Consider the following 12651-nt stretch of genomic DNA (forward strand, 5'->3'; position numbering starts at 1 on the left):
GCGAAAACAACCCCATGCAAAGTAGGAATGGGCCTTACATCATCCGAAAACGCAGGACCTGGTAGGGCCTGGACTCATGAGAGCGCAGCAATGCCCGGGATTGGGCCGGGCATCACGAGAATTGGAGCGAGCTGGGAGACCAGGCGCCTTACGCCGTCGCCATGTCCGGGAAGACCGCCTCGATCTTGGTCTTCAGCGTCGCCGCGTTGAACGGCTTGACGATGTAATTGTTCACGCCGGCCTTCTTGGCGGCGATCACGTTCTCGGTCTTGGATTCCGCCGTGATCATGATGAAGGGCGTGGTGGCCAGATTGGGATCGGCGCGGACTTCCTTGAGCAGGTCGTAGCCGGTCATCGGCTCCATGTTCCAGTCGGAAATCACGAGCCCGTATTTCTTGCCGCGCATCTTGTTCAGCGCCGCCGAGCCGTCGCTGGCATCGTCGATATTGTCGAAGCCGAGCTGCTTCAGAAGATTTCGGATGATGCGGATCATGGTGCTGTAGTCATCGACAACCAGAACCGGCATGGACAAATCAACCGCCATCTTTCCCCCACTCAATGCTTACGCCACAAATAATCGACAGGCCTACGCGACCCGCAGTCCTCCCCCCACATCTAGCAGCTGCCGTTAAACAGCCCGTTAATCGGGAACAGGCGGATTGAGGCCGTTTTGATACGACCCCGCCCGCTTGACTTCGAAGGCGGCACCGCGTCACGGTCCGGCCGCGCTCCCCGACCCAAGAATCTTTGAAGAATCCCTGAAGAATCCCAGAAATGACCACTGCTTTTACCGTTATCCGAGACACCACCCCTGCGGCCGAGATCCCCCGCGGGGCCGTGGTCGCCATGGGCAATTTCGACGGCGTTCATCTCGGCCACCGGGCCGTGATCGACGCGGCCTTACGGATGGGCCGCGCCCATGGCAGGCCGACATTTGCCGTCACCTTCGAGCCCCATCCGCGCAGCTTTTTCAGCCCGAACAGCCCGCAATTCCGCCTTTCCGACGAGGCCAACAAGCTGCGCCTGCTGGCCGGAACCGGGCTCGACGGCGCGGTCGTGATGACCTTCGACAAGACCCGCGCCGGGACCTCGGCGCAAGATTTCATTCACCATGACCTGATCGAGCGCCTCGGCGTCAGCGGCATCGCGGTCGGCTACGACTTTCATTTCGGCAAGGGCCGTGCCGGCACGCCGAGCCTGCTGGTCAGCGAGGGGCCGCGGCTCGGCATCGAGGTCGACGTCCAGGCCCATGTCGATATCGAGGAGCGGCCGGTGTCCTCCAGCGCGATCCGCATGGCGCTGGCGGAAGGCCAGATCGACGAAGCCACCGCCATGCTGGGGGGCCCATGGTTCGTCAGCGGCGAGGTGATCCATGGCGAGAAGCGCGGCCGCGATCTCGGCTACCCCACCGCCAATATTCGCCTCGACAAGAATTGCAGCCTCAAGCACGGCATCTATGCGGTGCGGGTCGGCCGCGGGGCCGAGCGCTTCGATGCGGTCGCGAGCTTCGGCCGCCGCCCGACTTTTGACAACGGCGCGCCGCTGCTCGAAATATTCCTGTTCGACTTCAAGGGCGACCTTTATGGCGCTGTGCTCGACGTCGCCTTCATCCGTTTCATCCGTGACGAGCTGAAATTCGACACCATCGAAGCGTTGATACGCCAGATGGATGACGACAGCGCCAGGGCGCGCGCGGCATTGGCGGCGGCGCCGGACGCCTTTCCCAGGCTCGGAGCGATTGGTTGAACAAGACGGAAAAACAAAAAATGCTGGCCGGCGAGCTGTATCGCCCCGGCGATCCCGAACTGCAGGCGGATGCCGCCGCCAACAAGGCCTGGCTCGCACGCTACAATGCGGCGCTCGCAGCCCCAGTGGCCGAGCGTCACGCGCTGCTATCGGCTCATTTCGGCCGTGTCGGCACCGGCGCCGTGATCCGCCCGCCGTTCTTTTGCGACTACGGCTACAACATCCGGCTCGGCGACGAGGTGTTCCTCAACTTCAACTGCGTTATCCTCGACGTCGTCGAGGTTTTGATCGGCGACCGCACCCAGATCGGGCCTGCAACGCAGATCTATGCTGCCGACCATCCGCGCGACGCCGAGACACGGCGGACCGGCCTTGAATTCGGTCGACCGGTGCGGATCGGCAGCGACGTCTGGATCGGCGGCGGCGCCATCATCCTGCCAGGAGTCACGATCGGCGATGGCGCCGTGATCGGCGCCGGCAGCGTGGTCACGCGGGATGTTGCCGCAGGCCAGATAGTTGCCGGAAACCCGGCCCGGCCCCGGAAATGACCGGCCTGACGGCTCCCTTTTCAGGCGAGCAATCGAGGATCGAAGGGCGCTTTGATGATTTCCGCCACGGCTATCTTTGCGGCGTCCGGGTGTTCGGGATTCAAAAGGTAATTATTTCCTTTCGCGCTGATTGCCGACGGCACCTGTAGTAGTGCGCTCGCTGAACGATCAAGCCATCGATCTCCGATTTCCCGGCTCGTCAACGTCTGCGATCGCCAATCTTGTGATAGCTCCGCGTCGATGGTCTCGACGGCTATGTCGGCAGGAACGACGATGCGCAGCAATTGATAAGTAGCCGGCATCAGATCGCGGTCCATGTGGACCAGCATCTCAAGCAATGCGCTGGATGAATGATCGGCGAGATAGACGATCCGCCGGCCCTGCGAATGCCACCGCCCGGCTGCCCTTAGGCCCCCAATCCCGGAAAGATCGGCGTAGTTCGAAATCCGCCAGAGCTCCATCTGACGGCTCAGGCGAAGATTCCATGGTCGATTCGTTCAAGCATTTCGCGAACGACCGCCGTGCCAAGCTCGTCATTCAAGAGATCAGCGGGCTTTTGACCTGACAGCGACGCGTTAGGCCGCTGCAGCCAGGCTTCGGCCTTTTGCTCGTCGCCAAAGATCCGGTCGGCGAGCGTCTTGATCTCGAGTGCTCTGATCAAATTTGCCGATGGATCCGTTGTGCCAACATGACTTTCTGCCTCGTCCGATTTCCGAATGAGTTCGGCGAAGCGATCCGGAACAGCCTGCCTTACGACGTCATCGTACATCGCCTTGAACTGCCGCCTGATCCTCGACTGTAGTTTGGTCAAATCGCCTTGGCGGCGAAGGTCCTTTAATCTCTCGTAAACCTCGGACGACTTGGCGCTCATGAATTCTCTCCAATAATCAATAGATTAGTATCATCGGAGAAAACCGCAACAGCGATCGGTTCGGCGGCCGTGGGGCTTTGCGATTTCCCGGTTGGCTGCTATGGAAAAGTCCCATGTTTGCGCGGCGCACCATCAACATTAGCGGCCCGGCTTCCGCCTGAGCGATCCGCTCGGCGCAAGACCGGGATTTTCCGTGCTTCACCCGCATATCAGCGATTTCAGCGCCGTTACGAGCCAAACCAGAGCGTTCATGTCCCAAAATCCGCAAAAGTCCGACGTCGTCACCGACTATTCCAAGACCCTGTTCCTGCCGCAGACGGAATTCCCGATGCGCGCCGGGCTGCCGCAGCGTGAGCCGGAAATCCTCAAATACTGGAACGAGATCGACCTCTACGAAAAGCTGCGAAAGGACGCCGCCGGCCGCGCCAAGTTCGTGCTGCATGACGGGCCGCCCTACGCCAACGGCAACATCCATATCGGGCATGCCCTGAACAAGATCCTCAAGGACGTCGTCACCAAGAGCCAGCAGATGCTGGGCTTCGATTCCAACTACGTGCCGGGCTGGGACTGTCACGGCCTGCCGATCGAATGGAAGATCGAGGAAGAGAACTACCGCTCCAAGGGCAAGCCGAAGCCGGACTTCCGCGACTCCACCGCGATGGTGGCGTTCCGCAAAGAGTGCCGCGCCTATGCGACGCACTGGCTGAACATCCAGCGCGAGGAGTTCAAGCGGCTCGGCATCATCGGCGACTGGGATCATCCCTACGCCACCATGAGCTATCCGGCCGAGGCCCAGATCGCGCGCGAGCTGATGAAGTTCGCCGCCAACGGCACGCTCTATCGCGGCTCCAAACCCGTGATGTGGAGCGTGGTCGAGAAGACCGCGCTGGCCGAAGCCGAGGTCGAGTACGAGGACTACACCTCCGACATGGTGTGGGTGAAATTCCCGGTCACCTCGCCGGCGCATGGCGTGCTGGCCGAGGCGTCCGTGGTGATCTGGACCACGACGCCGTGGACGCTGCCGGGCAACCGCGCCATCTCGTTCTCGCCGAAGATCGCCTACGGTCTGTACAAGGTCACCGATGCGCCCGCTGACAATTGGGCAAAGACCGGCGATCTCCTGATCCTCGCCGATGCGCTTGCAGCAGAAGTATTCAAGCAGGCGCGCGTCACCGCCTACGAGAAAGTGCGCGACCTGCCGGGCGACACGCTCGACGCGGTGGAATGCGCCCATCCGCTGAAAGGCTTCGGCGGCGGATACGAGTTCACGGTGCCGCTGTTGCCCGGCGACCACGTCACCGACGACACTGGTACCGGCTTCGTCCATACCGCGCCGGGCCACGGCCGCGAGGACTTCGACGCCTGGATGGCGAACGCGCGCGAGCTGGATGCCCGCGGCATCAACACCGCCATCCCCTACACCGTCGACGAGAACGGCGCCTACACCGACCACGCGCCCGGCTTCACGGGAAAACGCGTGATCAACGACAAGGGCGAGAAGGGCGACGCCAATGACGCCGTGATCAAGGCGCTGGTCGAGGCCGGCAGGCTTCTGGCGCGCGGCCGGCTCAAGCATCAATACCCGCATTCCTGGCGCTCGAAGAAGCCGGTGATCTTCCGCAACACGCCGCAATGGTTCATTGCGATGGACAAGGACATTGCTGTTGACGGCAAGACCAAGCCCGGCGACACGCTGCGCGCCCGCGCGCTGCATGCGATCTCGGTGACGCAATGGGTGCCGCCCGCAGGACAAAACCGCATCAACGGCATGATCGCCGGACGCCCGGACTGGGTGATCTCGCGCCAGCGCGCCTGGGGCGTGCCGATCGCCGTGTTCGTGCGCGAGAAGGGCGATGGTGCAGCCGAGATCCTGCAGGACGAAATCGTCAATCAGCGCATCGTCGAAGCCTTCATGGAGGAAGGCGCCGACGCCTGGTACATGGACGGCGCGCGCGAGCGATTTCTTGGGGAGCGCGCGGCTGAGGAATGGAAGAAGGTCGACGACATCTGCGACGTCTGGTTCGATTCGGGCTCGACGCACGCCTTCGTGCTGGAAGACCGCCAGAACTTTCCCAACCTCGGCAATATCGTCCGCAAGATCGATGGCGGCGACGATACCGTGATGTATCTGGAAGGGTCGGACCAGCATCGCGGCTGGTTTCATTCCTCGCTGCTGGAAAGCGCCGGCACCCGCGGCCGCGCGCCGTATGACGTGGTGCTGACCCACGGCTTCACGCTGGACGAGAACGGCCGCAAGATGTCGAAATCGCTCGGCAACACCGTCGAGCCGCAGAAGGTGATGAAGGATTCGGGCGCGGATATCCTCCGCCTCTGGGTCTGTGCCACCGACTATGCCGACGACCAGCGCATCGGGCCGGAGATCCTCAAAAACACCATCGAGACCTATCGCAAGCTGCGCAACTCGATCCGCTGGATGCTCGGCACGCTGCATCATTTCGATCCGGCCGATGCGGTCGCCTATGCCGACATGCCCGAGCTGGAACGGCTGATGCTGCACGAGCTCGCGAAGCGCGCCGCCATCGTGCGCCAGGCCTATGCCGAGTTCGACTACAAGACGGTGGTCGCGACGCTTGCGGCGTTCATGAATACCGAATTGTCGGCGTTCTATTTCGACATCCGCAAGGACGCGCTGTATTGCGATCCGCCGTCCTCGGTCACGCGCAAGGCGGCGCTGACCGCGATCGACATCATCTGCGATGCGATCCTGCGCTGGCTGGCGCCGGTGCTCAGCTTCACCTGCGAGGAGGCGTGGCGGATGTACAAGCCGGACGCCGAGCCATCGGTGCACCTGACGCTGTTCCCGGAAGGCTTTGACCAATTCCGCGACGACGCATTGGCGAAGAAATGGCAAATCATCCGCAAAATCCGACGTGTCGTTACCGGTGCGCTCGAACTCGAACGCGCCGCCAAGCGCATTGGTTCGTCGCTTGAAGCATCCCCTGTCATTTATATTTCAGACTGGAATGCGCCTTTCGTAGACCTGAAGGTCACACTATTCGATATCGACCTCGCGGAAGTTTGCATCACTTCCAGTTATACGGTGGTCGAGGGCGAACCTCCGGACGGCGCCTTCATCATCAAGGGCGACGATGAACTCGATGGGGTTGCCGTCGTGGTCGAAAAGGCAGTCGGCACCAAATGTGCTCGGTCGTGGAAGATCCTCCCCACCGTTGGCGAAGACCCCGAATATCCCGACGTCTCCCCGCGCGATGCGCAGGCCTTGCGGGAGTGGAAGGCGCTTAGTGGTGATGAAGAGCCAGCCCAGCCGATTGAGAAGCAGCCTATACAAGAGAGTCCCGGGAATGACGTGTTTCGAACAGCTGACTTAGAGAAGGCGGCGGCCGGTAAGAAGGCGAGCACTGACAAGACTGGTGAAGCCGAGAAAGTTCTCGAAGCAGAGAAAGCCGAAAAGGCAGCCGTAGCCAAGAAAGCCAGAGCCGAGAAAGCTGCTGCGGCCAAGAAAGCCGCCGAAGAGAAGGCAGCCGAAGAAGAGAAGGCCAAGAAGGCAGCCGCGGCTAAGAAAGCCAGAGCCAAGAAAGTTGCTGCGGCCAGGAAAGCCGCCGAAGAGAAGGCAGCCGAAGAAGAGAAGGCCAAGAAGGCAGCCGCGGCCAAGAAAGCCAGAGCCAAGAAAGTTGCTGCGGCCAAGAAAGCCGCCGAAGAGAAGGCAGCCGAAGAAGAGAGAGCCAAGAAGGTAAAGAAGGCGAAGAAAAAGAAGAAGGCCAGATAAGTGTCTGGCCTCGAACACCCGCGAACCCCTCACCTCCGCGTCGGCGTCATCGCCGCGATCGCGACGCTGGTGATCGACCAGGCCTCGAAACTCTGGCTGCTCTACGTATTCGACCTCGCCCGTCGCGGCGCGGTCAGGGTCACGCCGTTCTTCGACCTGGTACTGGCCTGGAACGTCGGGATCAGTTTTGGCTGGTTCCAGACTGATAATCAGCTCGCTCAGGTCGCGCTGATGGCGATCAAGGCGATCGCCGTGATCGTGCTGGGGATCTGGATGGCGCGCTCCAGCACCCTGCTGGCGACGCTGGCGCTCGGCCTCATCATCGGCGGCGCGGCCGGCAACGTCATCGACCGCTTCCTGTATGGCGCGGTGGTCGATTTTGCCCTGTTCCACATCGAGATCGGGGGAAAAACCTTCAATTGGTATGTGTTTAACCTGGCGGATGTGGCCATTGTTGCCGGGGTAGCGGGCCTATTGTATGACTCGTTCCTGGGGGTACCCGCCGCAAAAGCGCCCTGATCCCGGCCGATACGAACCCCTGCGGTATGGAGCCATCACGCCCCTTAAACCGGCCCCCGCGTGTTGCAGAAATTGTGAATGGGAACAGCGCGATGCGCGAGACCGAAACCCGCTTCTGGATGCTGCAGACCAGCTCGCTGAGCCGGGCCCTGCGGTTCGCCGCCATTGCTCTCGGCATCGGCCTCGTGATGGCCACCGGACCGTTGCGCGCGGCGGACGACGAGGACGAGGACGACAAGACCTTCGAGGAAAAGATCATCGAAGGCATCATGCGCGGCATCGGCGGCACCAACATGGAGAACCGCGGCATCGAGTACCGCGAGCGCTCGCCCTTGGTGGTTCCGCCCAAGCTGGACTTGCCGCCGCCGGCCGGCTCCTCGGCCGAAGTGACGGCGCCGAACTGGCCGAAGGATCCCGACCTGCAGCGCCGCAAGGCAGCCGCCGCGGCGCGCAAGAAAGAAAACAAGGACCCGCGCGAAGCGGCCCGCATCCTGACGCCGGCCGAACTCGCGGTGGGCAAGACCGCGGCGCCCTCGCGCAAGGACAACGATCCGGTGCAGCCCGGCACCTCGAACAACAATCCGATCCTGAGCCCGTCGCAGCTCGGCTACAACGGCAGCTTCAGCGGCCTGTTCGGCGGCAACAAGGCCGAGACGGCACCGTTCAAGGCCGAGCCGACGCGGGATTCGCTGACCCAGCCACCGCCCGGCTACCAGACGCCGTCGCCGAACTACGCCTACGGCACCGGGCCGAGGGAATCGCTCAACAAGGAATACAACCCGTCCAAGGGCAAGTATGGCGATTAGTTAAGCATGGCGATTAGTTAAGCTGATCTCTCGCCTTCGTGACGATTGCTGGTGCCGGCGCGGTGTACGATGCCGCAGCTTGATCCCGAACGGTTTTGTCGGGTTACTTCTAACGTTTGCGCGAATTCCTGTCGCAGGACCGGTCACCAGCTTTGCGGCATGCGCGCCAGATAGGTCATGATGTCCTCACACCGTTTTGCCGCCTCTCTCGTTGCAGCCTTCATCTCGACGTTCGCATTTTCCGCCGGCAGCGCATTCGCCCAGACCACGGTCACGTCGGAACGTCCCCGCCAGCTTCACTCTCGACAATGGCCTGCAAGTGGTCGTGATCCCGGATCACCGCACGCCCGTCGTCACGCAGATGATCTGGTACAAGGTCGGCTCCGCCGACGAGACGCCGGGCAAATCGGGACTGGCGCACTTTCTCGAGCATCTGATGTTCAAGGGGACAGCCAAACATCCCGCCGGTGAATTCTCCCAGACCGTGCTGCGGATCGGCGGCAACGAGAACGCCTTCACCTCGCTCGACTACACCGGCTATTTCCAGCGCGTGCCGCGCGAGCAACTGGCGAAAATGATGGAGTTCGAGGCCGACCGCATGACCGGCCTCATTCTCAAGGATGAGAACGTGCTGCCCGAGCGCGACGTCGTGCTGGAAGAGTTCAACATGCGCGTCGCCAACAATCCGGACGCGCGGTTGACCGAGCAGATCATGGCGGCGCTGTACCTCAACCATCCCTATGGCCGGCCCGTCATCGGCTGGCGCCAGGAGATCGAGAAGCTCGACCGCGAGGATGCGCTGGCGTTCTACAAGCGCTTCTACGCGCCGAACAACGCGATCCTGGTGATCGCAGGCGACGTCGACGCCAAGGAAGTCCGCCCGATGGTGGAAAAGGCCTATGGCGGCATCCCGGCGCAGCCGGCGATATCAGCGCAGCGCATCCGTCCGCAGGAGCCGGTGCCTGCCGCGCCGCGCACGGTGACGCTGTCCGATCCGCGCGTCGAGCAGAGCAGCCTGCGGCGCTATTATCTTGTCCCCTCCTCCGCAACGGCTGCGGCCGGCGAAGGCCCCGCGCTCGACGTGCTCGCGCAATTGATGGGCGGCGGCTCCAACTCCTATCTCTACCGCGCGCTGGTGATCGACCGTCCGCTCGCGATCAGCGCCGGCGCCGGCTATCAGGGCACCTCGCTGGATCCCTCGCAGTTCTCGATCTCGGTTTCACCAAAGCCCGGCGTGGAGTTTTCGCAGATCGAACAGGCGATCGACGGCGTGATTGCGGAGGTGATCCAGAACCCCGCCCGCGCCGAGGATCTCGAGCGGGTCAAGACCCAGCTGATTGCGGAGGCGATCTACGCCCAGGACAATCAGGCCACGCTGGCGCGCTGGTATGGCGGCGCGCTGACGACCGGGCTTTCCATCGACGATATCAGGAGCTGGCCCGACCGGATTCGCGCCGTTACCGCCGAACAAGTCCGCGACGCCGCGCAGAAATGGCTCGAGAAGAACCGCTCGGTGACCGGCTATCTGATCAAGGATGCCGCGCCGAAACGTGAGGAGAAGCGCTCGTGATCCGTCTTTCGATTGGCGCGCAGCGCCTCACATCCGGCCTGATCGCCGGCGCCGTGCTGCTGGTGCTGGCGGCGACGCCGTCGCACGCCGCGGCAAAGATCCAGCGGTTGGTCTCGCCCGGAGGCATCGAGGCGTGGTTCGTGCAGGACGCCACCGTGCCCCTGATCGCGATGGAATATGCCTTCAGCGGCGGCGCCGCCCAGGATCCATCGGGCAAATCGGGCGTCGGCAACATGGTCGCCGGCCTGCTCGACGAGGGCTCCGGCGACCTTGATTCCAAAACCTTTCACGAGCGCCTCGAGCGCCGCGCCATCGAACTGAGCTTCTCCTCGACCCGGGATTACTTCCGTGGCTCGTTGCGTATGCTCAAGGACAATAAGGACGAGGCTTTCGGCCTTCTGCATCTGGCGCTGACCTCGCCGCATTTCGACACCACCGACGTCGAGCGGATTCGTGCACAGGTGCTCTCCGGGCTGCGCCGCGACACCACCAACCCGACCTCGCTGGCGAGCCGCAAATTCCTCGAAACGGCCTTCGGCGATCATCCCTATGGCAGGCAGGGCAACGGCACGCTCGACAGCGTGCCGAAGATCGACGTCGCCGACATGAAGGATTACGTCCGCCGCGTCATCGCCAAGGATACATTGCGCATCGCCGTGGTCGGCGATGTCGATGCCGACACGCTCGGCAAGCTCTTGGACAAGACATTCGGCGGACTGCCGGCCAAGGCCAGCCTGACGGCGATCACCGAAGTCGAGGCCACCAAGCCGCCGCAGCGCGCGTTCGTGCCGCTCGACGTGCCGCAGACCGTGGTGACGTTCGGCGGCCCCGGCATTCGCCGCCACGATCCGAATTTCATGGCCGCTTATGTGGTGAACCACATCCTCGGCGGCGGCGGATTGTCGTCGCGGCTCTACAGGGAGGTGCGCGAAAAGCGTGGCCTCGCCTATTCGGTCTATCAATCCCTGCTCTGGATGGATCGCTCCGCCCTGTTCATCGGCAATACCGGCACCCGCGCCGACCGCGCCGGCGAGACCGTCGACGCGATCGAGAAGGAAGTCCGCCGCATGGCCGAGGAAGGCCCGACCCAGAAGGAACTCGACGAGGCCAAGTCCTACCTCAAGGGTTCGCAGATGCTGGCGCTCGATACGTCCTCGAAGCTCGCCCAAGCGCTGCTGCAGTACCAGCTCGACAAGCTGCCGATCGACTACATCGAGAAGCGCAACGCGCTGGTCGACGCCGTGACGCTCGACGACGCCAAGAAGGCCGCGCAGAAGCTGTGGGGCCAGGGCCTGCTCACCGTCATCGTCGGCCGCGCCCCGCAGGCCGCCGCCCAGTCCGTCGTGGCGCCGCCGAAGGCGAACTGAGGCGCACCGTATTCTCCGTCATGGCCGGGCACAGTAGTCTGCCTTGTGCAGACTACGTAAACTTGTCTACGCTCCCGGCCATCCACGTTTTCTATACGCTGATAAGACGTGGATGCCCGGGACGTCTGGCGCGAAGACGCGCTTCGCGCTTTTGCCCGGCATGACGACGACCGGTGAACGCCATGCTGCGGGTTTCCCGCGACCTCACGATCGACGAAAACGACATCGAGATCGGCTTCGTCCGCGCCTCCGGCCCGGGCGGGCAGAACGTCAACAAGCTGGCCACGGCGGCCCAGCTCCGCTTCGATACGCGCAGGGTCACGCTGCCGGAGGATGCCGCCTTGCGGCTGAACCGGATTGCCGGCCAGCGCATGACCAAGGAGGGCGTGATCGTGATCCACGCCCAGCGCTTCCGCACCCAGGAACGCAACCGCGCCGACGCCATCGACCGCCTGCTCGAAATGCTGCGCGAAGCCATGGTAAGGCCGATACCGCGGCGCGCCACCAAGCCGACTTTCGGCTCGAAGCAGCGAAGGCTCGAAGGCAAGAAGCGCCGCAGCGACATCAAGGCGAAGCGCAATACCGCGCGCTTCGACGATTGAGGTCCCTCAGTCGCGGATCAAATATTCCCGGATCATCAACCGCGCGCGGTGAATGCGCGCCTTGACGCTCTCGCGCGTCAGCCCAAGAACGCCCGCGATCTCGTCGATCGACAATTCCTCGATATCGCGCAGCAGGATCAGCTCGCGGTAGTGATCGGGCAGCGACTGGATGGCGGGAAAGGTCGATGCGAATGTCTTCGGGCCTAAGATGCGCCAGGCGCATTTCCGCATCGTCGGCCGAAGCGTCCGCCATTCCTGCCGATCGGCGCAGCAGGCGAAGGCACGCACGGCGCGCCACCGCAAACAGCCACGCCGAAAACGACGTCACCGCACGCAGCGTGCCGAGGCGCCGGTACAGCAGCAACAGCGTTTCCTGAACCGCGTCGTCGATATCGGCCGCGCGGCAATTGCGCGCGGCATAGCGGCGGATGTCGGGCTGGGCTATCGCGATCAGCGAGACCAGCGCCTCAGTGTCGCCGCCGCGCGCGGCCTCGATCAGCGAGGGATCGCAGCGCCCTGCCCCGGCCAGCGCGGTCATGGCGAAGGCAGCCTCCGGCCGACCATGGCGCACATCGGACAAAAGCCCAAAAACCCGGTTGCGATCGCGATCGCGCCAGTGCCCGCGATCAGATAACCGGCCATCGTGCCCGGCATCCCGAACAGCCCGTAGGCGATCATCGCAACGCCCCCGATCGTCCGCATCGCCCGTTCCCAGCCCGGCAAATTCTTGCGATAAAACATAACAGCTCCCTTTGATTCAGGGAGAGAACCTCACTCAGTTCTCCCCCAATAGAGCCGTTCAGCCAGGCTTTCGGTTCGCGGACTTCGGGCCAAGGCACAAAAAAATGCACAAAAAACTCCGGCCGCCTGGCGC

12 protein-coding genes and 3 pseudogenes are annotated in these 12651 nt (G+C 63.0%); 8 read left to right on the forward strand and 7 right to left on the reverse strand.

Annotated elements, in window-relative coordinates:
- Positions 1-148: 148 nt before the first annotated feature.
- Positions 149-544: a response regulator gene (locus V1294_RS35270; protein WP_057835874.1), complete on the reverse strand. Its 396-nt coding sequence runs from the start codon at positions 542-544 to the stop codon at positions 149-151.
- 230 nt (positions 545-774) lie between these two features.
- Here V1294_RS35270 and V1294_RS35275 point away from each other — a divergent pair, with 230 nt between their 5' ends.
- Positions 775-1746 (forward strand): bifunctional riboflavin kinase/FAD synthetase, encoded by a 972-nt coding sequence (locus V1294_RS35275; protein ID WP_334503779.1) that lies wholly within the window; start codon positions 775-777, stop codon positions 1744-1746.
- Positions 1743-2294 carry a sugar O-acetyltransferase gene (locus tag V1294_RS35280; protein ID WP_334503780.1) on the forward strand — a complete coding sequence of 184 codons (552 nt, stop codon included), beginning with the start codon at positions 1743-1745 and terminating at the stop codon, positions 2292-2294. The genes V1294_RS35275 and V1294_RS35280 overlap by 4 nt, the downstream gene beginning before the upstream one ends.
- Before the next feature lie 20 nt (positions 2295-2314).
- Here the strand turns inward: V1294_RS35280 and V1294_RS35285 are convergent, their stop codons facing one another.
- Together V1294_RS35285 and V1294_RS35290 are read right to left on the reverse strand one after the other, a co-directional pair.
- On the reverse strand, positions 2315-2755 hold the full coding sequence (locus V1294_RS35285) for an RES family NAD+ phosphorylase (RefSeq protein ID WP_334503782.1): 441 nt from the start codon (positions 2753-2755) through the stop codon (positions 2315-2317).
- Positions 2756-2763: 8 nt separating this feature from the next.
- A complete protein-coding gene (locus tag V1294_RS35290) occupies positions 2764-3063 on the reverse strand; it encodes a NepR family anti-sigma factor (RefSeq protein WP_442895408.1) in 300 nt (99 codons plus the stop codon).
- A gap of 352 nt (positions 3064-3415) precedes the next feature.
- Between V1294_RS35290 and ileS the strand changes: the two are divergent.
- From ileS to V1294_RS35305, 3 genes and pseudogenes are all read left to right on the forward strand, one after another.
- Positions 3416-6427: pseudogene (ileS, locus tag V1294_RS35295) on the forward strand (isoleucine--tRNA ligase); the annotation flags it as partial.
- A gap of 486 nt (positions 6428-6913) precedes the next feature.
- Positions 6914-7432 (forward strand): signal peptidase II, encoded by a 519-nt coding sequence (gene lspA, locus V1294_RS35300; RefSeq protein ID WP_334503784.1) that lies wholly within the window; start codon positions 6914-6916, stop codon positions 7430-7432.
- A gap of 92 nt (positions 7433-7524) precedes the next feature.
- Complete coding sequence (locus tag V1294_RS35305; protein ID WP_334503786.1) at positions 7525-8238, forward strand: hypothetical protein; 714 nt, start codon at positions 7525-7527, stop codon at positions 8236-8238.
- A gap of 143 nt (positions 8239-8381) precedes the next feature.
- Here the strand turns inward: V1294_RS35305 and V1294_RS35310 are convergent, their stop codons facing one another.
- The gene (locus V1294_RS35310; RefSeq protein ID WP_334505017.1) at positions 8382-8513 is read right to left on the reverse strand and encodes a hypothetical protein; all 132 of its coding nucleotides are present in this window, start codon (positions 8511-8513) and stop codon (positions 8382-8384) included.
- Here V1294_RS35310 and V1294_RS35315 point away from each other — a divergent pair.
- The 3 genes and pseudogenes from V1294_RS35315 to arfB all read left to right on the forward strand — a co-directional run bounded on the left by V1294_RS35315 (position 8461) and on the right by arfB (position 11777).
- Positions 8461-9808: pseudogene (locus tag V1294_RS35315) on the forward strand (M16 family metallopeptidase). The gene V1294_RS35310 and the pseudogene V1294_RS35315 overlap by 53 nt on opposite strands.
- Positions 9809-9846: 38 nt before the next feature.
- Positions 9847-11175 carry a M16 family metallopeptidase gene (locus V1294_RS35320; protein ID WP_334504961.1) on the forward strand — a complete coding sequence of 443 codons (1329 nt, stop codon included), beginning with the start codon at positions 9847-9849 and terminating at the stop codon, positions 11173-11175.
- A 182-nt stretch (positions 11176-11357) separates the two neighbouring features.
- Positions 11358-11777 (forward strand): alternative ribosome rescue aminoacyl-tRNA hydrolase ArfB, encoded by a 420-nt coding sequence (gene arfB, locus V1294_RS35325; RefSeq protein WP_334485240.1) that lies wholly within the window; start codon positions 11358-11360, stop codon positions 11775-11777.
- 6 nt (positions 11778-11783) lie between these two features.
- Here the strand turns inward: arfB and V1294_RS35330 are convergent, their stop codons facing one another.
- From V1294_RS35330 to V1294_RS35340, 3 genes and pseudogenes are all read right to left on the reverse strand, one after another.
- Complete coding sequence (locus tag V1294_RS35330) at positions 11784-12065, reverse strand: sigma factor-like helix-turn-helix DNA-binding protein (protein WP_334503788.1); 282 nt, start codon at positions 12063-12065, stop codon at positions 11784-11786.
- A 31-nt stretch (positions 12066-12096) separates the two neighbouring features.
- Positions 12097-12315: pseudogene (locus V1294_RS35335) on the reverse strand (RNA polymerase sigma factor); the annotation flags it as partial.
- The gene (locus tag V1294_RS35340; protein WP_334503789.1) at positions 12312-12518 is read right to left on the reverse strand and encodes a YgaP family membrane protein; all 207 of its coding nucleotides are present in this window, start codon (positions 12516-12518) and stop codon (positions 12312-12314) included. The gene V1294_RS35340 and the pseudogene V1294_RS35335, both read right to left, overlap by 4 nt.
- Positions 12519-12651 lie beyond the last annotated feature (133 nt).

This window comes from Bradyrhizobium sp. AZCC 1678 (genome assembly GCF_036924765.1).
GTDB lineage: Bacteria > Pseudomonadota > Alphaproteobacteria > Rhizobiales > Xanthobacteraceae > Bradyrhizobium > Bradyrhizobium algeriense.

Coding starts and splice junctions, on each gene's coding strand:
- V1294_RS35270 (WP_057835874.1), bottom strand. CDS start 544: ATGGCGGTTGATTTGTCCATGCCGGTTCTGGTTGTCGATGACTACAGC.
- V1294_RS35275 (WP_334503779.1), top strand. CDS start 775: ATGACCACTGCTTTTACCGTTATCCGAGACACCACCCCTGCGGCCGAG.
- V1294_RS35285 (WP_334503782.1), bottom strand. CDS start 2,755: ATGGAGCTCTGGCGGATTTCGAACTACGCCGATCTTTCCGGGATTGGG.
- V1294_RS35290 (WP_442895408.1), bottom strand. CDS start 3,063: ATGTACGATGACGTCGTAAGGCAGGCTGTTCCGGATCGCTTCGCCGAA.
- V1294_RS35305 (WP_334503786.1), top strand. CDS start 7,525: ATGCGCGAGACCGAAACCCGCTTCTGGATGCTGCAGACCAGCTCGCTG.
- arfB (WP_334485240.1), top strand. CDS start 11,358: ATGCTGCGGGTTTCCCGCGACCTCACGATCGACGAAAACGACATCGAG.
- V1294_RS35340 (WP_334503789.1), bottom strand. CDS start 12,518: ATGTTTTATCGCAAGAATTTGCCGGGCTGGGAACGGGCGATGCGGACG.